Annotated in this window: 23 protein-coding genes; 10 read left to right on the forward strand and 13 right to left on the reverse strand. The window is 68.1% G+C overall.

Annotation, left to right across the window (positions count from 1 at the left end; genetic code table 11):
* Nucleotides 1-53 precede the first annotated feature (53 nt).
* The gene (locus F9K34_RS08985) at nucleotides 54-1,070 is read right to left on the reverse strand and encodes an NAD-dependent epimerase/dehydratase family protein (RefSeq protein WP_291336619.1); all 1,017 of its coding nucleotides are present in this window, start codon (nucleotides 1,068-1,070) and stop codon (nucleotides 54-56) included.
* A 61-nt stretch (nucleotides 1,071-1,131) separates the two neighbouring features.
* Nucleotides 1,132-2,805, reverse strand: a complete 1,674-nt coding sequence (locus tag F9K34_RS08990; RefSeq protein WP_291336620.1) for an acyl-CoA dehydrogenase family protein — start codon at nucleotides 2,803-2,805, stop codon at nucleotides 1,132-1,134.
* A gap of 165 nt (nucleotides 2,806-2,970) precedes the next feature.
* Here F9K34_RS08990 and F9K34_RS08995 point away from each other — a divergent pair, with 165 nt between their 5' ends.
* Nucleotides 2,971-3,729, forward strand: coding sequence for a sulfite exporter TauE/SafE family protein (locus tag F9K34_RS08995; protein WP_291336621.1), 759 nt, complete (start codon nucleotides 2,971-2,973; stop codon nucleotides 3,727-3,729).
* Between the two features lie 53 nt (nucleotides 3,730-3,782).
* On the opposite strand, the gene F9K34_RS09000 is transcribed toward F9K34_RS08995, so the two are convergent.
* Nucleotides 3,783-5,381 (reverse strand): phosphoenolpyruvate carboxykinase, encoded by a 1,599-nt coding sequence (locus tag F9K34_RS09000; RefSeq protein WP_291336622.1) that lies wholly within the window; start codon nucleotides 5,379-5,381, stop codon nucleotides 3,783-3,785.
* A 375-nt stretch (nucleotides 5,382-5,756) separates the two neighbouring features.
* Here F9K34_RS09000 and F9K34_RS09005 point away from each other — a divergent pair, with 375 nt between their 5' ends.
* The 7 genes from F9K34_RS09005 to F9K34_RS09035 all read left to right on the forward strand — a co-directional run bounded on the left by F9K34_RS09005 (nucleotide 5,757) and on the right by F9K34_RS09035 (nucleotide 11,119).
* Nucleotides 5,757-6,458: a response regulator transcription factor gene (locus tag F9K34_RS09005; protein ID WP_291336623.1), complete on the forward strand. Its 702-nt coding sequence runs from the start codon at nucleotides 5,757-5,759 to the stop codon at nucleotides 6,456-6,458.
* The gene (locus tag F9K34_RS09010; RefSeq protein ID WP_291336624.1) at nucleotides 6,455-8,185 is read left to right on the forward strand and encodes a sensor histidine kinase; all 1,731 of its coding nucleotides are present in this window, start codon (nucleotides 6,455-6,457) and stop codon (nucleotides 8,183-8,185) included. Before F9K34_RS09005 ends, F9K34_RS09010 begins: the two co-directional genes overlap by 4 nt.
* Complete coding sequence (locus tag F9K34_RS09015; protein ID WP_291336625.1) at nucleotides 8,182-8,625, forward strand: HPr kinase/phosphorylase; 444 nt, start codon at nucleotides 8,182-8,184, stop codon at nucleotides 8,623-8,625. The genes F9K34_RS09010 and F9K34_RS09015 overlap by 4 nt, the downstream gene beginning before the upstream one ends.
* Nucleotides 8,626-8,636: 11 nt before the next feature.
* Nucleotides 8,637-9,560 carry an RNase adapter RapZ gene (gene rapZ / locus F9K34_RS09020; RefSeq protein ID WP_291336626.1) on the forward strand — a complete coding sequence of 308 codons (924 nt, stop codon included), beginning with the start codon at nucleotides 8,637-8,639 and terminating at the stop codon, nucleotides 9,558-9,560.
* The gene (locus F9K34_RS09025) at nucleotides 9,557-9,958 is read left to right on the forward strand and encodes a PTS sugar transporter subunit IIA (protein WP_291336627.1); all 402 of its coding nucleotides are present in this window, start codon (nucleotides 9,557-9,559) and stop codon (nucleotides 9,956-9,958) included. Before rapZ ends, F9K34_RS09025 begins: the two co-directional genes overlap by 4 nt.
* The gene (locus F9K34_RS09030; RefSeq protein WP_291336628.1) at nucleotides 9,955-10,224 is read left to right on the forward strand and encodes an HPr family phosphocarrier protein; all 270 of its coding nucleotides are present in this window, start codon (nucleotides 9,955-9,957) and stop codon (nucleotides 10,222-10,224) included. The genes F9K34_RS09025 and F9K34_RS09030 overlap by 4 nt, the downstream gene beginning before the upstream one ends.
* Nucleotides 10,225-10,312: 88 nt before the next feature.
* Nucleotides 10,313-11,119, forward strand: coding sequence for a lysophospholipid acyltransferase family protein (locus F9K34_RS09035; protein ID WP_291336641.1), 807 nt, complete (start codon nucleotides 10,313-10,315; stop codon nucleotides 11,117-11,119).
* 6 nt (nucleotides 11,120-11,125) lie between these two features.
* Here the strand turns inward: F9K34_RS09035 and F9K34_RS09040 are convergent, their stop codons facing one another.
* Nucleotides 11,126-12,001, reverse strand: coding sequence for a 3-hydroxybutyryl-CoA dehydrogenase (locus F9K34_RS09040; RefSeq protein ID WP_291336629.1), 876 nt, complete (start codon nucleotides 11,999-12,001; stop codon nucleotides 11,126-11,128).
* A 184-nt stretch (nucleotides 12,002-12,185) separates the two neighbouring features.
* On the opposite strand from F9K34_RS09040, the gene F9K34_RS09045 reads away from it, so the two are divergent.
* Nucleotides 12,186-13,016, forward strand: coding sequence for a DUF6473 family protein (locus tag F9K34_RS09045; RefSeq protein ID WP_291336630.1), 831 nt, complete (start codon nucleotides 12,186-12,188; stop codon nucleotides 13,014-13,016).
* A 63-nt stretch (nucleotides 13,017-13,079) separates the two neighbouring features.
* Here the strand turns inward: F9K34_RS09045 and F9K34_RS09050 are convergent, their stop codons facing one another.
* The 8 genes from F9K34_RS09050 to F9K34_RS09085 all read right to left on the reverse strand — a co-directional run bounded on the left by F9K34_RS09050 (nucleotide 13,080) and on the right by F9K34_RS09085 (nucleotide 17,967).
* Complete coding sequence (locus F9K34_RS09050) at nucleotides 13,080-14,006, reverse strand: electron transfer flavoprotein subunit alpha/FixB family protein (protein WP_291336631.1); 927 nt, start codon at nucleotides 14,004-14,006, stop codon at nucleotides 13,080-13,082.
* Nucleotides 14,006-14,767: an electron transfer flavoprotein subunit beta/FixA family protein gene (locus F9K34_RS09055; protein WP_291336632.1), complete on the reverse strand. Its 762-nt coding sequence runs from the start codon at nucleotides 14,765-14,767 to the stop codon at nucleotides 14,006-14,008. The genes F9K34_RS09050 and F9K34_RS09055 overlap by 1 nt, the downstream gene beginning before the upstream one ends.
* A gap of 156 nt (nucleotides 14,768-14,923) precedes the next feature.
* Nucleotides 14,924-15,496: a cob(I)yrinic acid a,c-diamide adenosyltransferase gene (locus F9K34_RS09060; protein WP_291336633.1), complete on the reverse strand. Its 573-nt coding sequence runs from the start codon at nucleotides 15,494-15,496 to the stop codon at nucleotides 14,924-14,926.
* A complete protein-coding gene (locus F9K34_RS09065; RefSeq protein WP_291336634.1) occupies nucleotides 15,496-15,705 on the reverse strand; it encodes a twin transmembrane helix small protein in 210 nt (69 codons plus the stop codon). The genes F9K34_RS09060 and F9K34_RS09065 overlap by 1 nt, the downstream gene beginning before the upstream one ends.
* Nucleotides 15,706-15,767: 62 nt before the next feature.
* Complete coding sequence (locus tag F9K34_RS09070) at nucleotides 15,768-16,598, reverse strand: SDR family NAD(P)-dependent oxidoreductase (RefSeq protein ID WP_291336635.1); 831 nt, start codon at nucleotides 16,596-16,598, stop codon at nucleotides 15,768-15,770.
* Between the two features lie 43 nt (nucleotides 16,599-16,641).
* A complete protein-coding gene (gene bfr, locus F9K34_RS09075; RefSeq protein WP_291336636.1) occupies nucleotides 16,642-17,127 on the reverse strand; it encodes a bacterioferritin in 486 nt (161 codons plus the stop codon).
* A complete protein-coding gene (locus tag F9K34_RS09080) occupies nucleotides 17,124-17,387 on the reverse strand; it encodes a (2Fe-2S)-binding protein (RefSeq protein WP_291336637.1) in 264 nt (87 codons plus the stop codon). Before F9K34_RS09080 ends, bfr begins: the two co-directional genes overlap by 4 nt.
* A 109-nt stretch (nucleotides 17,388-17,496) precedes the next feature.
* Complete coding sequence (locus F9K34_RS09085; RefSeq protein WP_291336638.1) at nucleotides 17,497-17,967, reverse strand: SH3 domain-containing protein; 471 nt, start codon at nucleotides 17,965-17,967, stop codon at nucleotides 17,497-17,499.
* 161 nt (nucleotides 17,968-18,128) lie between these two features.
* On the opposite strand from F9K34_RS09085, the gene F9K34_RS09090 reads away from it, so the two are divergent.
* Nucleotides 18,129-20,471 (forward strand): DNA topoisomerase IV subunit A, encoded by a 2,343-nt coding sequence (locus F9K34_RS09090; RefSeq protein WP_291336639.1) that lies wholly within the window; start codon nucleotides 18,129-18,131, stop codon nucleotides 20,469-20,471.
* Nucleotides 20,472-20,689: 218 nt separating this feature from the next.
* On the opposite strand, the gene F9K34_RS09095 is transcribed toward F9K34_RS09090, so the two are convergent.
* Nucleotides 20,690-21,100 (reverse strand): DUF533 domain-containing protein (locus tag F9K34_RS09095; RefSeq protein ID WP_291336640.1); only part of this gene is annotated, 411 nt, incomplete at its 5' end.

Here is a 21,100-nt window from a genome sequence, read left to right on the forward strand (position 1 = left end):
CCCCGTGGGGTCGTGACGCGGCGCGAGGTCCCCGGCGCTCCGGCGGCCAGCGGTCAGGCGAGCCCGCGCGCCACCAGGACCTCCGCCGCGGCGAGAAGGGCACGATCTGGCGTGATGAAGTCGATGCCGAGCAGGTCCTGCGCCTTCGCGGCCGACACCGCCTCGCGGTGGCCGACGCCGGGCAGGGCGGCCCGGACTTCGCCGTCGAAGAGCGCGAGAAGCCTGAGGAGCGGCTTTGGCGCGGCGCGGGTCGGCATCCGCCGGTCGGGCCAGCGCTGTTTCAGGATGCGCCCCCAGTCGGTCATCCAGAGTGCGCCCGCGGCGGCGATGAAACGCTCGCCGGCCGTCTCCGGCCGGGCAAGCGCGCGAAGGTGCGCAAGCGCCGCGTCGCGCACGTCGACCACGGGAAAGCCCAGTCGCGGCAGCATCGGGTCGCGTCCCCTCAGGACGCGGCGGACGAGCCCGATCGAGGCGCCGAAATGGCTGTCGAGCGGCGGCCCGAGGATGAAGGCCGGGTTGATCGCGGTCAGGGCGAGCCCCTCGTTCCCGGCGATCTCCCAGGCCGCCCGTTCGGCCATGACTTTCGAGCGCGTATAGGGGTTCTCCGGCGGGTCCTCCGCGTCGGACCAGTCCGCCTCGGTATGGACGCGACCGTCGCGCCGCCGGCCGATGATCGCCGTCGTGGAGGAGGTCAGGATGACCCTCCCGACCCCCGCGGCGGCCGCCGCGCGAAGCGCCCGCCGGGTGCCGTCCACCGCCGGCCGGATCACCTCCTCCGCATCCTTCGGCTGGGCGATCGGGAAGGGCGAGGCGGTGTGGATCAGCGCCGCGGCTCCGGCCATGGCCTCGCTCCAGCCCTCGTCCCGCGTCAGGTCGAGCGTGGCGAAGGAGAGACCGCGCTCGGCCCCCGCCGGCAGATGCGGCAGCACCGCCTGCCGGACCTCAGCCGCCCGCGCCGGATCGCGCAGCGACGCGCGCACGGGATAGCCCTCGCGCAGCAACGCGAGCACGATGTGCTTGGCCAGGAAGCCGCTGGCACCGGTGACGAGAACGGGAGAGTCCTGTGTCATCGCGCCTCCATCCGGGGCCGAGAATGCCACAGGTCGGCCGGCCGGCCAATCCGGCCGGGCGTTAGGCCGCGCCGTCGAGCAGCCGCCGCGCGATGACCTGCGCCTGAATTTCGGCGGCACCCTCGAAGATGTTGAGGATGCGCGCATCGCAGAGGATGCGGCTGATCCGGTATTCCAGCGCAAAGCCGTTGCCGCCATGGATCTGCAGCGCGTTGTCGGCTGCGGCCCAGGCGACGCGGGCACCGAGAAGCTTCGCCATCCCGGCCTCGAGGTCGCAGCGCTTGTCGTGGTCCTTCTGCCTGGCGCTGTGATAGGTGAGCTGCCGCGCCACCATGATCTCGACCGCCATCATGGCGAGCTTTCCGGCCACGCGGGGAAACTCGATGAGGCTTTTCCCGAACTGCTTGCGGTCCTCGGCATATTGCAGTCCGACCTCCAGCGCCGATTGCGCCACGCCGATGGCACGGGCGGCGGTCTGGATGCGGGCGCTTTCGAAGGTCTGCATGAGCTGCTTGAAACCCTGGCCGGGGACCCCGCCGAGAAGGTTCTCGCCCTTCACCCGGAAGCCGTCGAAGCCGAGCTCGTATTCCTTCATGCCGCGGTAGCCCAGCACCTCGATCTCGCCGCCAGTCATGCCCGGCGTGGGGAAGGGGGCCTCATCCGTGCCGGGGGTCTTTTCGGCGAGGAACATGGACAGGCCGCGGTAATCGGTGGTGTCCGGATCGGTCCGTGCAAGAAGCGTCATCACATGGGTGCGCGCGGCATGGGTGATCCAGGTCTTGTTGCCGGTGATCTCCCAGTCCTCGCCCACCTTGACCGCGCGGGTGCGCAAGGAGCCGAGGTCGGAGCCGGTGTTGGGTTCGGTGAAGACCGCCGTCGGCAGGATTTCCCCGGAAGCCAGTTTCGGCAGCCAGTGCGCCTTCTGCGCGTCCGTGCCGCCGCAGAGGATCAGTTCGGCCGCGATCTCGGACCTTGTGCCGAGCGATCCCACGCCGATATAGCCGCGGGAAAGCTCCTCGCTGACCACCACCATCGACGCCTTGGAGAGACCGAGCCCGCCGAATTCTTCGGGGATCGTCAGGCCGAAGACGCCCAGTTCCGCCAGTTCCTCGATGATCGCCATCGGGATCAGTTCGTCCTTCAGGTGCCAGTCGTGCGCATGGGGCACGACCCTCTCCTCGGCATAGCGGCGGAACTGATCGCGGATCATTTCGAGATCGTCGTCGAGGCCGGTCGCGCCGAAGGTCGCGCGCCCGTGGTTGTCGCGCATCAGGGCCACTAGACGGGCGCGCGTGGCCGGCGTGTTGCCCTGGGCGACGAGCGTCGCCGCGGCACCCTCGGGCGTCCAGGAGAGCCCGAGGTCGGCGAGCCGCGCCACCTCGCCCTGGCTCATGGGGATTCCACCCGCGATCTGGGCGAGGTATTCGCCGAAGCCGATCTGCAGGATCAGACCTTCCATCTCGCCGAAGCTGCCCGCGTCCGCGATCCGGCCCGCCCAGGCACGAAGCTGGCGGAGCGACTCGACGTAGGTGGCGAGCCAGGAGAGCGCGTGGGCCTCGAACTGCCGCGCCTCCAGCGCCGCGCCGGAGACCTTGCCGCCGGTATCGACCGCCCGCCGCAGACCCGCCTGCGCCCCGGCCAGAAGCGCCGCGACCGGCGACAGCGCCGCTTCGGTCAGCGACAGGAGGTCGGGAAGGATCACGGTCTTCGGCATCTCGGCCCCGTCATGCGCCATGAATCGGCTCCTCGTTCTGCGGTCGCACCGTCCTAGCCATTTCGCACATGCAGCGCAATATTAATTCGTTTCCTGCATCGCGTTGGAACGAATGTGTCGCAGTCATTTTGCCCCTGCCGCCCGCCCGGCGAACCGGCTATGACCGGTGGCGGGGGCGGGGGCAGGATGTTCGGGCTGGAGCTCTGGCAGATCGGGATGGCGGCGGCGGTGACGCTCTTCGCGGGTTTCGTGAAGGGCGCGGTCGGCTTCGCCATGCCGATGATCATGATGTCGGCGTTCAGCTCGTTCCTCTCCGCGGAGGTTGCGCTCGCACTCCTGATCCTGCCGACGCTCGTCACCAACGTCGCCCAGGCCTTCCGCCAGGGATGGCGGGCCGCGTGGGAAAGCACCGTCGCCTACCGGCGCCACATCGCCATGGTGGTCGTCTTCCTCGTCCTCTCGGCGCAGTTCGTCACCGCCATTCCGCAGTCCGCGATGTACCTCCTCCTCGGCGCGCCGATCCTTGCCTTTGCGCTTTGGCAGCTCGCGGGCCGAAGCCTCGCCATCCGGATCGAGCACCGGTCGCGGGTCGAGACGGTTCTCGGCATCATTGGCGGGCTCTATGGCGGGATTTCCGGCATCTGGGGGCCGCCGCTGATCGTCTACCTGCTCTCGATCAAGGCGGGAAAGGCGGAAACCGTGCGCGTTCAGGGCGTGGTCTTCCTGATCGGTGCCGTGGCCCTCGCCGGGGCGCACCTGACCTCCGGGGTACTCAACGATGCGACCCTGCCGCTCTCCGCGGCAATGGTCGTGCCGGCGCTGGCCGGCCTCTGGGCCGGGTTCAGGCTGCAGGACCGTCTCGACCCGGTGCGCTTCCGCCGCTGGACGCTCATCCTGCTCGTCCTGACCGGGTTCAATCTGGTGCGCCGGGCGCTTGCTCTCTGAAGCGAAAGGGCCGCCCGAAGGCGGCCCCCTGCGCCACGCGAGGGATCGCCGTTTCAGCCGATCGCCGCCGCGCGCACGTCGTCGTCGATGTGGGGCACATACTGGGCGAAGTTGTCGGCGAACATCTGGACCAGCTTCTTGGCCTGCACGTCATAGGCCGCCTCGTCCTCCCAGGTCCGCCGCGGATCGAGCAGCACCTCGGCCACGTCGGGCACCGAGACCGGCACGTCGAAGCCGAAGTTCGGGTCCTTGCGGAACTTCGCGCCCGCGAGCGAGCCGTCGAGCGCCGCGGCGAGCAGGATGCGGGTGGAGCGGATCGGCATCCGCGCGCCCTTGCCGAAGGCGCCGCCCGTCCAGCCGGTGTTGACGAGCCAGCAGCTCGCGCCGGTCTGCTTGATCTTTTCCTGCAGGAGCTTGCCGTAGACCTCGGGCCGGCGCGGCATGAAGGGCGCGCCGAAGCAGGTCGAGAAGGTCGGGATCGGCTCGGTTACGCCGACTTCCGTCCCGGGCGTCTTGGAGGTGAAGCCCGACAGGAAGTGATACATCGCCTGGGCCGGCGTCAGCCGCGCGATGGGCGGCAGGACGCCATAGGCGTCGCAGGTCAGCATGATGACGTTCCGGGGCTGCCCGCCGAGCGAGGTCTCCGAGGCGTTGGAGATGTAGTCGAGCGGATAGGCGCAGCGCATGTTGTCGGTGATCGAGTTGTCGTGGAAGTCGAGCACCAGCGTCTCGGGGTCGAAGACCATGTTCTCGACCACCGTGCCGAACTTCGAGCAGGTGGCGTAGATCTCCGGTTCCGCCTCGGCCGAGAGGTTGATCGTCTTGGCGTAGCAGCCACCCTCGAAGTTGAAGGTGCCCTTGTCCGACCAGCCGTGCTCGTCGTCGCCGATGAGCGTGCGCGAGGGATCGGCCGAGAGCGTCGTCTTGCCGGTGCCCGAGAGGCCGAAGAAGACCGCCGTGTCCCCGGGATTGCCGATGGCGTGGTTGGCCGAGCAGTGCATGGGCATCACGCCCTTGCCAGGCAGGATGTAGTTGAGAAGCGTGAACACCGACTTCTTGTTCTCGCCCGCGTAGGCCGTGTTGCCGATCAGGATCAGCTTCTTCTCGAAGTTGAGTGCGATCACCGTTTCGCTCCGGCAGCCGTGGCGCTCGGGGTCGGCCTTGAACGAGGGGCAGTTGATGATCGTGAACTCGGGAACGAAGCTGTCGAGCTCCGCGCGCGCCGGACGGCGCAGGAGGTGGCGGATGAAGAGCCCATGCCAGGCCAGTTCGGCCACAACCCGGACGTCGAGCCGGTGCTCGGGATCGGCGCCGGCGTAGAGGTCCTGGACGAAGTAATCCTTGCCCTGCATGTGGGCGAGCATGTCGGCGTGGAGGACGTCGAACTTCGCCGGATCCATCGGCCTGTTGTTGTCCCACCAGATCGAATCCTCGACCGAGGGCGTGCGCACCACGAACTTGTCCTTGGGCGACCTGCCCGTGTGCCTGCCGGTCGAGACGAGGAACGTGCCCCCGAGGCCCAGCCTGCCCTCGCCGCGGCGCACCGCCGCTTCGATGAGGGCGGGTTCGATGAGGTTGTAATAGACGCTGCCGAGCCCCGCGATGCCCTGGTCTTCCAAGCGATGCGTGGGGTTCACCCGTCCATTGGTCATGTTCATGCTCCCGTCGCCGCTGCGCGCGGCGTACCTCAGGTTCAAAGGATAACGTCCCGGAGTTCCGGGACGCCGGCCACCCTCCCCGGAACGGGGGTGGTGAGGCCGCTATATCATGCGCCCGGAAACAGGGAATAGAAGGCTTTGTTGCGGTTAGCGCCACCATCGGCGGGTTAGCGCAATCAAATTGTGCGACCGGGCGTTGAAACGTGAACGATGGGGCGCAGTGAGACAAATTAGTCAAACTGTCGGTTTTTTCGCGCGATCTGATTCGGCCAAGGGCCCCGATTCGCACATAGCAGTTGCTTCCGGCCCGCGGAAAATGGACAATACCGGGAAAATAAAGACAAACGAGAGCAGAACGAGGAAGCCCACATGTCGAGGATCGCACTCGTCGATGACGACCGGAACATCCTGACCTCCGTCTCCATCACGCTTGAAGCGGAAGGATACGAGGTCGAGACCTACAACGACGGCCAGGCCGCGCTCGACGCCTTCAACAAGCGCCTTCCGGATATGGCCGTGCTGGACATCAAGATGCCGCGGATGGACGGGATGGAGCTTCTGCAGCGCCTGCGCCAGAAGACCTCGATGCCGGTGATCTTCCTGACCTCGAAGGATGACGAGATCGACGAGGTGCTCGGGCTCCGGATGGGGGCGGACGACTATGTGAAGAAGCCCTTCTCCCAGCGGCTCCTGGTCGAACGCATCCGCGCGCTCCTGCGACGGCAGGAGGCCATCGCGACCGGCGAGGTCGCGACGACCGAGGACACCAAGGTCATGGTGCGCGGCTCCCTGACGATGGATCCCTTGCGCCACTCGGTGATGTGGAAGGGCAAGGACGTGGCGCTGACCGTCACCGAGTTCCTGCTTCTGCAGGCCCTCGCCCAGCGGCCCGGCTTCGTGAAGAGCCGCGACCAGCTGATGGACGTGGCCTATGACGACCAGGTCTATGTCGACGACCGCACCATCGACAGCCACATCAAGCGGCTGAGAAAGAAGATGCGCACCGTCGACGACGATTTCTCGGCGATCGAAACCCTGTATGGTATCGGGTATCGCTACAACGAAGAATGACACTGGCGTCGAGGATCGACTTGCGCGACCGAACTGAGGCTCGCCGGGCGGATGTGGTCCTGGGCGAGGACTGGACCGCGCCGGAAGGGTTCGTGGAATCCGAGCTGAAGGCCGGACGCGAGCGGCGAGGGTTCATTTCGCTCAACCGTTCGCCGCTGGCGCGGAAGATCATCACCTTCAACCTGATGGCGATGATCGTGCTTGTCGCCGGCGTCCTCTACCTCAACCCGTTCCGCGACAGCCTCGTCCTTCAGCGCGAGAGCGGCCTCGTGGCCGAGGCGCAGCTGGTCGCCGACGTGTTCGAGGCGATGCTTCCCCAGGGCGCGCCGGTCAACCTGGCCACCGGCGACGGGATCGACGTGCATGCCGTCGCGCGCGGCATCGAGCTGCCCGACGGGGCGGAACTCTACGTCTTCGACACCCAGGAGAATCTGGTCGTCTCGACCGTCGGGATGCAGCGGCCCGAGCGCGAAAGGGTGACGGGCCTCCAGCTCGACCACCGTTCCACGCTGATCACCGATATCCTCAACTCGATCTGGGAAACCATCGCGAGCCTTCTCGCGCCGCAGAGCGCCCAGAACCCGGTCCTCGGAGGCGAGGACCTCGCGCGCGATCTGGTGCCTGTCGCGCTCGCCGGCGAAACCCAGATCCGCACCGGGCGCGATGTCGCGGGCGACGCGCTCTTCACGGTCGCGACGCCGATCCGCCAGGATGGCCAGGTTATCGGCGTTGCGGCCATAACCTCCATCGCGGGCGAGATCGACCAGCTCGTGCGGGTGGAGCGCGAGCAGGTCCTGCAGATGTTCGTCATCGCGATCATCGTGTCGATCGGCCTCAGCCTCGTCCTCGCCTCGACGATCGCCAACCCGCTTTCGGACCTTGCGGCGGCCGCCGAGCTCGGTCGCGACAAGAACGCCCGCAAGATGAGCCCGAACCGGGTGCGCATTCCCGACCTGACGGCCCGGCCGGACGAGATCGGCCGGCTGTCGGGGGCGATGAGGGGCATGGTGGCGGCCCTCTACGAGCGGATCGAGTCGAACGAACAGTTCGCCGCCGATGTCGCGCACGAGATCAAGAACCCGCTCGCCTCGCTCCGCTCGGCCGTGGGCTCGCTCCGCATGGTCAAGAAGGAAGAGCATCGCGACAAGCTGCTCGACGTGATCGACCACGACGTGCGCCGGCTCGACCGGCTCGTCAGCGACATCTCCAACGCCTCGCGGCTCGACAGCGAACTGGTGAAGGAGGAGGAGGAGAGCTTCAACCTCGTGAAGATGCTCACCAACCTATCGGAGTATCTGGGCCAGGAGGCGAAGGGAAAGGGCGTCGACTTCATCGCCGACCTTCCGCCCGAGCCGATCGTGATCACCGGCCTCGAAGGCCGGCTGGCGCAGGTCTTCGTGAACCTCATCACCAACGCGATCTCCTTCTGCCAGGATGGCGACGCGGTGAGGGTCTGGGCGCGCAAGCGCGAGAACCGCGTGCTCGTCGTGGTGGAAGACACCGGTCCCGGCATCCCGGACCAGGCGCTGACGAAGATCTTCAAACGGTTCTATTCCGAACGGCCGCCGGGCCAATTCGGCGAGCACTCGGGCCTCGGGCTTGCGATCTCGAAGCAGATCGTGGAGGCGCATGGCGGTGTCATCTGGGCCGAGAACATCCGCCCCACCGACGCTGACATCACTTCCGAACCGCTCGGTGCGCGCTTCGTCGTGGGCCTTCCGGTGTGAGCGCGGGGCGCGACGAGGCGCGGCGGCCCCTCGTCCTCCATGCGAGCTGCGTCGCCCTGTTTGGCAGCGGGGTCCTGATCCTCGGGGCCGCGGGGCGGGGCAAGTCCGCGCTCGCGCTGCAACTCATGGCGCTCGGCTGCGATCTCGTCAGCGACGACCGGACGGCGGTGGTGGCCGCGGGCGGAAAGCTGATCGCGGCGGCGCCGGCACGGATCCGCGGGCTCATCGAGGCGCGTGGCGTCGGCATCCTCGCCGCCGATGCGATCGCCGCCGCACGCCTCGCGCTCGTCGTCGATCTCGATCAGGAGGAGACGGACCGCCTCCCGCCCCCGAGGCGCCATGTGATGCTCGGTGTCGCCCTGCCGCTTCTTCACAGGATCGAGAGCGCCCATTTTCCTGCCGCGATCCTGCAATATCTGAAAGCGGGTCGGGCGGAATGACGGAAGGTCGCGTGAGGAGCTCGCAGGAACCGGACGGGCAGGGCGGCCAGCGCGTCGTCCTCGTGACCGGCCCCTCGGGGGCGGGGCGCTCGACCACGATCCATGCTCTGGAAGACCTTGGCTACGAGGTGATCGACAACCTGCCCTTCAGCCTGATCCCGCGGCTCCTCGACGGTCCGCCGCTGTCGCGGCCTGTGGCGCTCGGCATCGACGTCAGGAACCGCGATTTTTCCGCGACCGCGCTCATCGAACTCATCGACCGGCTGACGCGCATCCCCGAGGTCGCGCCCGAGGTCCTCTATCTCGACTGCCGGGCCGAGGAACTGGTGCGCCGCTACGGCGAGACGCGCCGCCGCCATCCGCTTTCCGGTGCCGATACGCCGGCCGAGGGGATCGCCGCCGAGATGGACCTTCTTGCGCCGATCCGCGCGCGGGCCGACGTTCTGATCGACACCTCCGAGTTCAGCCCGCACGACCTCAAGGCCGAGATCGGCCGCTGGTTCGGACTGGGCAGGGGACATGGCCTCGCCGTCTCGGTCCACAGCTTTTCCTACAAGCGCGGTGTGCCGAGGGGGCTCGACATGATGTTCGACTGCCGCTTCCTGAAGAACCCGCACTGGGACGCCCGCCTGCGCCCGCTCGACGGCCGCGACCCCGAGGTCGCGCGCTACGTGGCGGCGGACCCGCGATTCGACGCCTTCTTCACCCGCACCCGCGATCTTCTCCTCTTCCTCCTGCCCGCCCACGTGGAGGAGGGCAAGAGCCACCTCGCCATCGGATTCGGCTGTACCGGCGGGCAACACCGGTCGGTTGCCGTGGCGGAAAAGATGGCCAAGGCGCTTGCGGAGGCTGGCTGGCAGGTGTCTAAGAGGCACCGGGAACTGGAACGACGGGCGAGTGGGGCGCCCGGATTGGTGCAAGGTAGCGGGGCGTGATCGGGATCGTGATCGTCGCACATGGCGGTTTGGCGCGGGAATATCTTTCCGCGGTCGAACATGTCGTGGGTCCGCAGAAGGGCATCCGCGCCATCGCGATCGAAGAGGATCACGACCGCGCCGCCAAGCAGGCCGAGATCCGTGCCGCCGCCGATTCGGTCGATACCGGCGACGGCGTGGTGGTCGTGACCGACATGTTCGGGGGCTCGCCCTCAAACCTCTCGCTCTGCGCCTGCGAGAGCGATGACCGGCGCATCCTCTTCGGCGCCAACCTCCCCATGCTCATCAAGCTGGCCAAGTCCCGCCACCTGTCGGTGCCGGAGGCGGCGACCTCCGCCCTCGACGCGGGGCGCAAGTACATCAACAGTTACGCAGGTTCCGGGCAGGGCAACCAATGAGCACGCGATCCCTGAAGATCGTCAACGAGAAGGGGCTTCACGCCCGCGCCTCCGCCCGCTTCGTCGAGGTGGTCGAGGCGCATGACGCGTCGGTCGAGGTCACCCGCGACGGTATGCGGGTCTCGGGGGATTCGATCATGGGGCTTCTGATGCTCGGGGCTTCGAAAGGCACCGTGATCGACATCACCACGGCCGGAGCCGAGGCGGAAAAGCTTGCCGATGCGCTCGAAACGCTGGTGGCGCGGCGCTTCGGCGAAGACTACTGACGTGCCGGTATCTGAGAGGGAGGGCGCCCGGATACTGCCTGATGGACAGCAGAGCGAGACGCCGGGCCGGGTGTCGCCGCCCTACGAGATGCGGCGGCTGTCCTATGCCGGCACCTTCCGCAACCCGGTGAAGGCGGGGACCATCCGCACCATCGAGTGGATGACGGGCAAGATCACGCTCCTGCGTCTCATCCGCCAGTTCGAGCGCACCGGCGTTCCCTGGGGCCAGCCGTTCTTCACCAAGGCGGTGAAGACGATGGGAATCGAAGTCCTCACGCCCGACGAGCAGATCGCCCGCATCCCTGCCGACGGCCCTCTGGTGGTCGTGGCGAACCACCCGCATGGTCTCGTGGACGGGCTCGTGATGGGCGAGCTGATCGGCCGCGTCCGGACCGACTACAAGATCCTCACCCGGTCGCTCCTGACCGGCATCCCCGAGATCGAGGAGCACATGCTTCCGGTGCCCTTCCCGCACGAGGAGAATGCGCGCGAACAGAGCCTGGAGATGCGGGCGATCTGCATGTCGCACCTGAGGCAGGGCGGTGTCGTGATCCTCTTCCCGGCCGGCAAGGTCGCGACCTCGCGGAGCTACTTCGGCCCGGTGATCGAGCCCGAGTGGAATCCCTTCACCGCGAAGATGGTCAGCCGCTCGGGCGCGTCCGTCTTGCCGATCTTCTTCCCCGGCCAGAACACACGGCTCTACCACGTGGCCGACAAGGTTGCGGCGACCCTCCGCCAGGGCCTTCTGCTGCACGAGATCTACAAGGCGTTGAACAAACCGCAGGCTCCGGTCATCGGCCACCCGATCGGCCCCGAGGAGATCCGCGCCCGCGCCGCCGACCCGCGCGCCCTTCTGGCCTGGCTCAGGCAGACGACGCTCGACCTGAGGGGCTGAGCCGCCCTACCGCGTCGGCACCGGCGTTTCGCCCCGGTAGTCGTAGAAGCCGCGCCCGGTCTTGCGGCCGAGCCAGCCTGCCTCGACATACTTCGTCATCAGCGGGCAGGGCCGGTACTTCGTGTCCGCCAGGCCTTCGTGCAGCACGTTCATGATCGCGAGGCAGGTGTCGAGCCCGATGAAGTCCGCAAGCTCCAGCGGCCCCATCGGGTGATTGGCGCCGAGCTTCATCGACTCGTCGATCGACTTCACGTTGCCCACGCCCTCGTAGAGCGCATAGACCGCCTCGTTGATCATCGGCATCAGGATGCGGTTGACGATGAAGGCGGGGAAATCCTCGGCCGAGGCCGACGTCTTGCCGATCCGCTCGACGACCTTCAGCATCGCTTCGTAGGTCGCCCCGTCGGTGGCGATGCCGCGGATGATCTCGACCAGCTGCATCACCGGCACCGGGTTCATGAAGTGCAGGCCGATAAACCGCTCCGGCCTGTCTGTGCGGCTGGCCAGCCGGGTGATGGAGATCGACGAGGTATTGGTGGCGAGTATCGTCGAAGGCTTCAGGTGCGGCAGCACTTCTGCGAAGATCGCCTGCTTGACGGCTTCCCGCTCGGTCGCGGCCTCGATGATGAGATCGCAGTTGCCGAGATCCGCCAGCCTCTGGGTGGTAGCGATGCGCCCGAGGGCTGCGGTCCTGTCCTCGGCAGTGATCTTGCCGCGCGAGGCCTGCCGCTCCAGATTCCGGTCGATCAGCGCAAGCGCCTTGTCGAGCGCCTCATGTGACACGTCGGTGAGAAGCACGTCATAGCCGGCAAGCGCGAAGACATGGGCGATGCCGTTGCCCATCTGGCCCGCACCGACGATTCCGACCGAGGTGATCTCCATCTCCGACCCTTTCGCTGTTGCCGGCCTTGGCCGCCATTCTCCAGCGCGAGCAATGGCATCGCCCCGGCTCTCGCGCAACCCGGAACCGGGAGCGGGGGACGGGTAAAATTGCCGCCTTAGCCCTTTCGCAAGATGTCGCGCCCAGCTTGGACGCGGGTGAGTCGAGATTTGAAGGTGGGAGCCTATGGCCTACGAATACGCGGGCGAAGCAGCCCTTGACTATTTTCCTTGCCGCTACGGGCAGTCGAAGCTCCTGTTCCGCGGACCGCGGCGCCGGCTCGAAGGGGCCTACGCGGCCGCCATCGGCGGGACGGAGACCTACGGAAAATTCGTCCCCGACCCCTTTCCGGCACTTGTCGAAAGGGCGCTCGACCTGCCGGTCGTCAACTTCGGCTGCATGAACGCCGGCGCCGATGTCTTCGCGGCCGAACCGGTCGTCGTCGACGCCTGCAGGCACGCGCGGGTGACGGTGATCCAGCTCATGGGGGCACAGAACCTCTCCAACCGCTTCTACGCCGTCCATCCGCGCCGCAACGACCGCTTCCTCCGCGCCTCGATGCTGATGAAGACGGTCTTCCGCGAGGTGGACTTCACCGAGTTCCACTTCACGCGCCACATGCTCTCGGTGCTGCGCGAACGCTCCGCCGAGAAGTTCGCCCTCGTCGAGGAGGAGCTGAAGGCAGCCTGGGTGGCGCGGATGCGCAACCTTCTCCAGAAGATCGACGGCCGCATCGTGCTCTTGTGGATCGCCGGCGTCGCGGGGTCCGACCCGCGGGGGCCCGCCGACGGGCTCGGGCACGAGCCGCTGTTCGTCGATGCCGGCATGGTCGCGGCGATCCGCCCCCTCGCGAGCGATCTCGTCCGGATCACGCCCTCGGCCCAGGCGCTCGCCGCAGGGACCGACGGTATGTCCTTCGGCCCGCTCGACGCGCCGGTGGCGGCGGCGATGCCGGGCCCGAAGGTCCACGAGGAGATTGCCGCGGCTCTCGTCCCGGCGATACGGCGGCTTCTGTGACGGAAAAGGCCCCGCCGGGGCGGGGCCTTTGCTCGCGTTCCGGTGCCGACCGGCGGCCTGGGCTCAGAGCTTGTCCTTGAGTTCCGGCACAGCGGCGAAGAGGTCGGCGACGAGGCCGTAGTCGGCGACCTGGAAGATCGGCGCCTCCTCGTCCTTGTTGATGGCGACGATGACCTTGCTGTCCTTCATGCCGGCGAGGTGCTGGATCGCGCCCGAGATGCCGACGGCGACGTAGAGGTCCGGCGCCACCACCTTGCCGGTCTGGCCGACCTGCCAGTCGTTCGGCGCGAAGCCCGAGTCGACCGCCGCGCGGGAGGCGCCCACCGCCGCGCCGAGCTTGTCGGCCAGCGCCTCGATGATCGCGAAGTTCTCCGCGCTGCCGACGCCGCGGCCGCCCGAGACGACGATCTTCGCGCTCGTCAGTTCCGGCCGGTCCGAGGCCGCGACCTTGTCCTCGACCCATTCCGAAAGGCCCGGGTTCGCGGCGGCGGCGATGGTCTCGACCGGTGCCTTGCCGCCCGTGCCCGCCGGCTCGAAGGTCGAGGTCCGGACCGAGACCACCTTGATCTTGTCCGTCGACTTCACCGTCTGGATCGCGTTGCCGGCATAGATCGGCCGCTCGAAGGTCTCGCCATCGACGACGCCCGAGACATCCGAGATCACCATCACGTCGAGCAGGGCAGCCACCCGCGGCAGCACGTTCTTGGCGTCCGTCGTCGCCGGGGCGACGACGTGGCTGTAGCCTCCCGCGAGCCCCGCGACCAGCGCCGCGGTCGATTCCGCCAGCCGGTGGCCGAGCGCGGGAGCCTCGGCGCAGAGCACCTTCGTCACCCCGTCGAGCGTCGCCGCCGCCGCCGCCGCCTCCGCCGCCCGCGCGCCGGCACAGAGCACCGTCACCGGTCCCAGCGCCTTCGCCGCCGTCAGGGCCTTCGCCGTCGCGTCGACCGAAAGGTGCCCGTCGGTCACTTCGCCCAGAAGAAGTACGGCCATCAGATCACCCCCGCTTCGTCTTTCAGTTTCTGGATCAGCTCGTCCACCGATCCCACTTTCACGCCCGCCTTGCGGCCGGCCGGCTCAACCGTCTTCACGACCTGGAGCCGCGGCGTCACATCGACGCCGTAGTCGGCCGCCGTCTTCTCGTCGAGCGGCTTCTTCTTCGCCTTCATGATGTTCGGCAGCGAGGCATAGCGCGGCTCGTTCAGCCGCAGGTCCACCGTCACGACGGCGGGCATCTTCACCTTGATCGTCTGCAAGCCGCCGTCGACCTCGCGCGTCACCACCGCATGGTCGCCCGCCACCGCAAGCTCCGAGGCGAAGGTCGCCTGGCTCCAGCCGAGAAGCGCCGCCAGCATCTGCCCGGTCGCGTTCATGTCGTTGTCGATCGCCTGCTTGCCGCAGAGCACCAGACCGGGCTTCTCCTCGTCCACCACGGCCTTGAGAAGCTTCGCCACGGCGAGCGGCTCGATGTCCTGGTGCACGTCCTGCGCCGCCTCGATCAGGATCGCCCGGTCCGCGCCCATGGCGAGCGCGGTCCTCAGCGTCTCCTGCGCCTGCTTCACGCCGACCGAGACCACCACGATCTCCTCCGCCGCGCCCTTCTCCTTCAGCCGGATCGCCTCTTCCACGGCAATCTCGTCGAAGGGGTTCATCGACATCTTCACGTTCGCAAGATCGACCCCGCTCCCGTCCGCCTTCACGCGAACCTTCACGTTGTAGTCGATCACCCGCTTCACAGGCACCAGGATCTTCATCTGCGGCCAAACTCCCTTGTCCGGAGGCCGGCCCCGCCGGGGCCCGCCAGTCGCTCTCGGCCCGACCCTTAGCGATTCTGCCGCCGCGACAACAGTGCAAAATCGACATGGCTATGCGTCGGTACGCCACGTCTGCGCTGTTAGCGCCCGCAATCCTCAGCGGTTTGCGCCGGGGACCCAGAGCACATCGGCGCGACCGTCCTCGTTGGCCACCCGCGCGGCGACGAAGAACCAGTCGCTCAGCCGGTTCAGGTAGCGGATCGCCTCGGGGTTCACGCTTTCCCCGGCCGCGAGTTCCACCGCCCGCCGCTCCGCCCGGCGCGACACGGTGCGCGCGAGGTGGAGATGCGCCGACAGCGCCGAGCCGCCGGGCAGCACGAAGCTTCTCAGCGGCGCAAGCGCGGCGTTCATCGCGTCGATCTCGGTCTCCAGCCGCGCGACCTGCGACGCGACCACCCGCAGCACCGGATAGCCCGCCTCGACGTCCTTCTCCATCTCCGGGCGGCCGAGATCGGCGCCGAGGTCGAAGAGGTCGTTCTGGATCCGCGCGAGCGCGGCGTCGAGGTCGCCTGCGGCATGAAGGCGCGCCATGCCGATGACGGAATTCGTTTCATCCACCGTGCCATAGGCCTCGACGCGCGGGTTGTATTTCGCGACCCGCGTGCCGTCGACGAGCGCCGTTTCCCCCCGGTCGCCGGTGCGGGTGTAGATGCGGTTGAGCACGACCATCAGATGCCCCCCCGGCCGCGCAGGGCGACGAAGAGAAGGATCAGCGCGATCGCCACCGCCTGGCCGATGACGCGGTAGCGCATGATCCGGTTGGCGTGCTTGCGGTTGAAGTCGCCGCCCCTGGCGAAACCGCCGATGCCGATCATCAGGATGACGAGCACCGCGAAGCAGGCAATCGCGGCAATCAGGAAAAGGGGATCGCGCGTCATGGAGTCCTCCTTGCTGCGGCCCTTCTACTCCGCCCGCCGGTCCTGCGCCAGCGTCCGGCGGATCATCCCCGCGCGATCAGCCAGTCGAGCGCGCGGGTCGGCAGGAGCCGGCGGGCGATGTTCATGAGATAGGTGGGCGTCGTGACGAAATAGCGCGGCGCCGGGTTCGGGCTTTCCAGTGCGCGGCGGAGCTTGGCCGTGACCGCAGCGGGCGGCAGTTCGAACCGGTCCGGCCCGCGCGCCTCGTAGAGCCGCCTGAGCAGGCGCGTGCGGTATTGCTCCGCCCGGGGCGAGGAGCGCCAGTCGATCCAGCGTTCGAAATGCGGGATGGAGTTGGCGCGGATGCGCGAGGTGACCGGCCCCGGCTCGATCAGGATCACCCGGACGGGCGTGTCGGACATTTCCAGCCGCAGCACGTCGGTCAGCCCCTCCATTGCGTATTTCGTGGCCACGTAGGCGCCGCGCCAGTGCAGGGGCACGAGGCCGAGGATGGAGGAGCAGTTGACGATCCGCCCGTGGCCCTGCGCCCGCATCACCGGGATCACCCGGCGGGTCAGTTCGTGCTGGCCGAAGAGGTTCGTCTCGAAGATCGCGCGGAGCGCGTCGGTGGGCAGGTCCTCCACCGCGCCGGGGCAGGCGAAGGCGCCGTTGTTGAAGACTGCGTCGAGCGTGCCCCCGGTGCGCGCCAGCGCCTCGGCCACCGCCCCGGCGATGCTGTCCGCGTCCGTCAGGTCGAGCCGGAAGCTTTCCAGCCCCTCGGCGCGGAGCCGTTCGCAGTCAGCCTCCTTGCGGCAGGTGGCAAAGATCCGCCAGCCCGCGCGCGAAAGGCCGTGGGCGGCGTCGTAGCCGATGCCCGAGGACGAACCGGTGATGAGGATCGACCTGCCTGCCATGCCGCGTCCGAAGTTCGCCCCCCGCGGGCCGCCCGGGCTTGCGTCATTCCGCCTCGTCCATGGCGTCGGAGTTCAGAAGCCCGAAGTTCTCGGCGCCGATGCGGTCGTGCAGTTCGATCTGGGTTTCCAGGAAGTCAACATGGCCCTCCTCGTCGGCCAGCAGTTCCTCGAAGAGTTTCTGCGAGACGTAGTCGCCCACCTCGTTGCAGTATTTGCGCGCCTCGGCATAGGCCTTGACAGCTTCGAGTTCGCCCGCGAGGTCGCAGGTCATGGTTTCGCGGACGGTTTCGCCGATCCGCAACGGGTCGAGCGTCTGCAGGTTCGGATGCCCCTCGAGGAAGATGATGCGGTCGATCAGCTTGTCGGCGTGGCGCATCTCCTCGATGCTTTCGGCGCGGGACTTGCGGGCCATCTTGCTGTGGCCCCAGTTCTCCTGCAGCCGGTAGTGCAGCCAGTATTGGCTCACGGCGGTCAGTTCCATCCTGAGCGCCCGATTGAGATGGTCGATGACCTTGGCGTCGCCCTTCATGTCGCTCCCTTTCCGGCTTTCCTCGCGATGGTGCCAGCCTGCACCCGCAACCCGCGAAGTTCAACGGGAACGGCGATGTTCGGGTTTCCCCGCATCGACTGCACGAACAGCCGGACGCAGCCGCCGCAATCGGCCGACTTGCCGAGCGCCCGATAGATCCGTCCCGGCGTGATGACGACCGCCGGATCGGCGGCGCGCATCCAGTTGATCGCGGCGTGAATGTCGCGGTCGCTGATGCGCTGGCAATGGCAGATGATCATCGGGCTGTCCGTTCGCTGGCGGACCCGATCTACGGCGCGACGGCGGCGCTGTCAATCCTGACTGTTTCTGTCGCCATCGAACCGCGCAAGGTGACCGCTGGCAGCGGGCCTATTCCGCCGGCGTCACCGGGCCCGCCGGGACATAGCCCCGCAAGGCCCCGCTTCGCGTTCTGGCCCAGAGCCATTCGGCGCTTTCGAGCCGTGTCGCCGTCACCGTGTCGCCGCGGGAAAGCAAGGCAAGCTCGGGATAGAACCGCGACGGGCCGGCCCGAAGCGGCAGACGTGGGACAATCACCGTGTAGTGCTGGCTGGCTCCCTCCGGTTCGGCCGCCGGGGCAGGCTGCGCGGGGTCGGCCTCCCGCAGTTCCGCGGACAGGAAGGGCGCCGGGGTCTGGGGAAGATCGGCACCGGGCAGGCCAGGCACCGCGGGTTCGGTGCGCGCGACCGGCGGCCCGCCGATCCGGCTCGTCAGGGTCGGCGCCACCGCCCTCGGTGCCGGCGCCGATGGCTCGGCGACCCGGTGGAATCCCGCCCGGAAGAGCAGGGTCACCACCAGCAGGAAAATCGCGAGCCTGAACATCCGCCCCCCGGCACACCCGTCTCCGGCACCGCTTGCGCTGCCCGAAGCCGGGCTTCCGATACTTGCCCGGGGCCGCCTCGGGGAAGGGGAAATGCGCCCCGCACTTCCCCGCGCGGGATTTCCGGCTGGACCGCAAAGCCTGCGCGATTTACACCACATCCATGACCGAAGAGCCGAACGACCACCAGATCGTCCCTGCGACCGTCTCCGAACCGCTGTCCCGCGCGATCGGCGAGCGCTACCTGACCTATGCGCTCTCGACGATCATGCACCGGGCGCTGCCGGATGCGCGCGACGGGCTGAAGCCGGTCCACCGGCGCATCCTCTTCGCGATGCGCGAGCTGAAGCTCGCGCCCACCGGCGGGTTCCGCAAGTCGGCCAAGATCTCGGGCGACGTCATGGGGAACTACCACCCGCACGGCGACGCCGCGATCTACGACGCGATGGCGCGGCTCGCGCAATGGTTCAACATGCGCTACCCGCTGGTGGACGGGCAGGGCAACTACGGCAACATCGACGGCGACGGGCCCGCCGCCTCGCGCTACACCGAGGCGCGCCTGACCGCGGCCGCCGAGGCGCTGATGGAGGGGCTCGCGGAGAATGCCGTCGATTTCCGCCCGAACTACGACGGCACCCTGACCGAGCCGGAGGTCCTGCCGGCGGCCTTCCCGAACCTCCTGGCCAACGGGTCGTCCGGCATCGCGGTCGGCATGGCGACGAACATCCCGCCGCACAACCTGCACGAGCTGATCGACGCCTGCCTCCACCTCATCAAGGCCCCGAACGCCGACGACGCGGCCCTTCTCGCGCATGTGCCCGGACCGGACTTCCCGACCGGCGGTGTCATCGTCGAGCCGCGCGAGAACATCCTCGAGGCCTACCGTACCGGGCGCGGCAGCTTCCGCACCCGCGCGCGCTGGGCGGTGGAGGACCAGGGCCGCGGCACATGGCAGATCGTGGTGACCGAGATTCCCTTCCAGGTGCAGAAGTCGAAGCTGATCGAGCGGCTGGCCGAGATCATCGAGACGAAGAAGGTGCCGATCCTCGCCGACGTGCGCGACGAGAGCGCCGACGATATCCGCATCGTGCTGGAGCCGCGCTCGCGCAATGTCGACCCCGAGATGCTGATGGGGATGCTCTTCCGCAACTCCGACCTGGAGACGCGCTTCTCGCTCAACATGAACGTCCTGATCGACGGCCGCGTGCCGAAGGTCTGTTCCCTGAAGGAGGTGCTGCGCGCGTTCCTCGATCACCGGCGCGAGGTGCTGGTGCGCCGCTCGCGGCACCGGATGGAGAAGATCGACCACCGGCTCGAGGTGCTCGAAGGCTTCGTGACTGCCTTCCTCAACCTCGACCGGGTGATCGACATCATCCGCTACGACGCAGACCCCAAGGCCGCGCTCATGGCCGAGGAGTGGGGCCGCAGGCAGCCCAAGGCCATGTCCGAGAAGGACTACGTCTCGCCGCTCGCCCTGCCCCACACCGAGGACGGGCTCTCCGAGGTCCAGGTCGAGGCGATCCTGAACATGCGCCTGCGTTCGCTGCGCAGGCTCGAAGAGATGGAACTCCTGAAGGAGCAGGACGCGCTGATGCGCGAACGCGCCGAGCTTGACGACCTGCTCGGCTCGGACGCGCTCCAGTGGAAGAAGATCGCAGGCGAGCTCCGGGACATCCAGAAGCAGTTCGGCAAGGAGGCCCCAGGCGGCGCCCGCCGCACCGGATTCGCCGAGGCGGCGGAGGCCGAGGAGGTGCCGCTGGAGGTGATGACGCTGCGCGAGCCGATCACGGTCCTCTGTTCGAAGATGGGCTGGATCCGCGCGATGAAGGGCCACCAGCCGAAGGAGGCCGAGGTCAAGTTCCGCGACGGCGACGAGGGGCGCTTCGTGCTTCATGCCGAGACGACCGACCGGATCCTCGTCGCCGGATCGAACGGCCGGTTCTACACCCTCCTCGGCGCCAACCTTCCCGGCGGGCGCGGCATGGGCGAGCCCCTGCGGCTCATGGTCGACCTGCCGAACGAGGCCGAGATCGTCGATCTCATCCTCTACCGGCCGGGCCAGAAATTCATCGTCGCCTCCACCGCCGGCGAGGGCTTCGTGGTGCCCGCCGACGAGGTCGTGGCGCAGACCCGCGCGGGCAAGCAGGTGATGAACCTTTCCGGCACGGCACGGATGGCGATCTGCAAGCCCGTGGCGGGCGATCACGTCGCGGTCGTCTCGAAGAACCGCAAGCTTCTGGCTTTCCCGCTCGACGAACTGCCGGAGATGTCGCGCGGCAAGGGCGTCCGGCTGCAGAAATACGGCGTCGCGCGCGGCCGACAGGGAGTGCTGGAGCTTGACGGCGGGCTCTCCGACCTGACCACCTTCGAGAAGGGGAGGGGCCTTTCCTGGGCCATGCCGAACGGCAACACGCGGACCGAGGACATGGCCGACTGGATCGCGCGCCGCGCCGGCGTCGGCAAGGCCCCGCCGCACGGTTTCCCGCGCGACAACCGCTTCGGTTGAGGCCGGCAACCACCGCGGCGGCATCGAGCCCCCCTTGGCGGCGGGCCCGCGGCGGCGGAGTGCGCGGCGGGGACGGCGCCTCAGCCCGCCCACAACCGGACGAGGTTCGAGCGCGTCTTCGTCAGCGTGTCGATGAGGGGTGTCTCGCCGTCGCGGGCGATCCTGCCCGCCGTCGCGCGCGCCGGTGGCGCGCGCGCCCGGTTCCTCGCTCGCCGGGTTCAGGAATAGAGCGCCGGCACCCCGAGCCTTGCATGGATCCGGTTCACCTGCCCGCGGTCGAGGCCAAGCGCGTTCGCGAGACGATGGAGGTATTCCGCCTCGTTCCGATTGTCGAGGTCGATGGCCATGACCGACATGGTGTAGACCTGCGGCCCGAGCCCCTGCGGCACCTGGCGGGCCAGGCCCTGGACGTCGACCGGCCCGCGCAGTTCCGCCTCGACGAACCGCCGTTCGGCGGGCGAAACCTCGCCGAGGTTGCCGAGGAGTTTCCGCTCTTCCGCCGCGTCGATCCGGCCGTCGGACTTCGCCGCCTGGATCATCGCCTTCAGCATCAGCGCCGCGGCCGCGTCCTGGTTGCGCGTTGGCGCGACGTCGGGCTCGCCCCGGTTGCCGAAGGACTGGTTGAGGAC

It is taken from the genome of Albidovulum sp. (assembly GCF_008933605.1).
Lineage (GTDB): Bacteria > Pseudomonadota > Alphaproteobacteria > Rhodobacterales > Rhodobacteraceae > Albidovulum.

Excerpts from the sequence above, each read along its gene's own strand:
- F9K34_RS08985 (WP_291336619.1), bottom strand. The coding sequence starts at position 1,070 with ATGACACAGGACTCTCCCGTTCTCGTCACCGGTGCCAGCGGCTTCCTG.
- F9K34_RS08990 (WP_291336620.1), bottom strand. The coding sequence starts at position 2,805 with ATGGCGCATGACGGGGCCGAGATGCCGAAGACCGTGATCCTTCCCGAC.
- F9K34_RS08995 (WP_291336621.1), top strand. The coding sequence starts at position 2,971 with ATGTTCGGGCTGGAGCTCTGGCAGATCGGGATGGCGGCGGCGGTGACG.
- F9K34_RS09000 (WP_291336622.1), bottom strand. The coding sequence starts at position 5,381 with ATGACCAATGGACGGGTGAACCCCACGCATCGCTTGGAAGACCAGGGC.
- F9K34_RS09005 (WP_291336623.1), top strand. The coding sequence starts at position 5,757 with ATGTCGAGGATCGCACTCGTCGATGACGACCGGAACATCCTGACCTCC.
- F9K34_RS09010 (WP_291336624.1), top strand. The coding sequence starts at position 6,455 with ATGACACTGGCGTCGAGGATCGACTTGCGCGACCGAACTGAGGCTCGC.
- F9K34_RS09030 (WP_291336628.1), top strand. The coding sequence starts at position 9,955 with ATGAGCACGCGATCCCTGAAGATCGTCAACGAGAAGGGGCTTCACGCC.
- F9K34_RS09035 (WP_291336641.1), top strand. The coding sequence starts at position 10,313 with ATGCGGCGGCTGTCCTATGCCGGCACCTTCCGCAACCCGGTGAAGGCG.
- F9K34_RS09040 (WP_291336629.1), bottom strand. The coding sequence starts at position 12,001 with ATGGAGATCACCTCGGTCGGAATCGTCGGTGCGGGCCAGATGGGCAAC.
- F9K34_RS09045 (WP_291336630.1), top strand. The coding sequence starts at position 12,186 with ATGGCCTACGAATACGCGGGCGAAGCAGCCCTTGACTATTTTCCTTGC.
- F9K34_RS09050 (WP_291336631.1), bottom strand. The coding sequence starts at position 14,006 with ATGGCCGTACTTCTTCTGGGCGAAGTGACCGACGGGCACCTTTCGGTC.
- F9K34_RS09055 (WP_291336632.1), bottom strand. The coding sequence starts at position 14,767 with ATGAAGATCCTGGTGCCTGTGAAGCGGGTGATCGACTACAACGTGAAG.
- F9K34_RS09060 (WP_291336633.1), bottom strand. The coding sequence starts at position 15,496 with ATGGTCGTGCTCAACCGCATCTACACCCGCACCGGCGACCGGGGGGAA.
- F9K34_RS09065 (WP_291336634.1), bottom strand. The coding sequence starts at position 15,705 with ATGACGCGCGATCCCCTTTTCCTGATTGCCGCGATTGCCTGCTTCGCG.
- F9K34_RS09070 (WP_291336635.1), bottom strand. The coding sequence starts at position 16,598 with ATGGCAGGCAGGTCGATCCTCATCACCGGTTCGTCCTCGGGCATCGGC.
- bfr (WP_291336636.1), bottom strand. The coding sequence starts at position 17,127 with ATGAAGGGCGACGCCAAGGTCATCGACCATCTCAATCGGGCGCTCAGG.
- F9K34_RS09080 (WP_291336637.1), bottom strand. The coding sequence starts at position 17,387 with ATGATCATCTGCCATTGCCAGCGCATCAGCGACCGCGACATTCACGCC.
- F9K34_RS09085 (WP_291336638.1), bottom strand. The coding sequence starts at position 17,967 with ATGTTCAGGCTCGCGATTTTCCTGCTGGTGGTGACCCTGCTCTTCCGG.
- F9K34_RS09090 (WP_291336639.1), top strand. The coding sequence starts at position 18,129 with ATGACCGAAGAGCCGAACGACCACCAGATCGTCCCTGCGACCGTCTCC.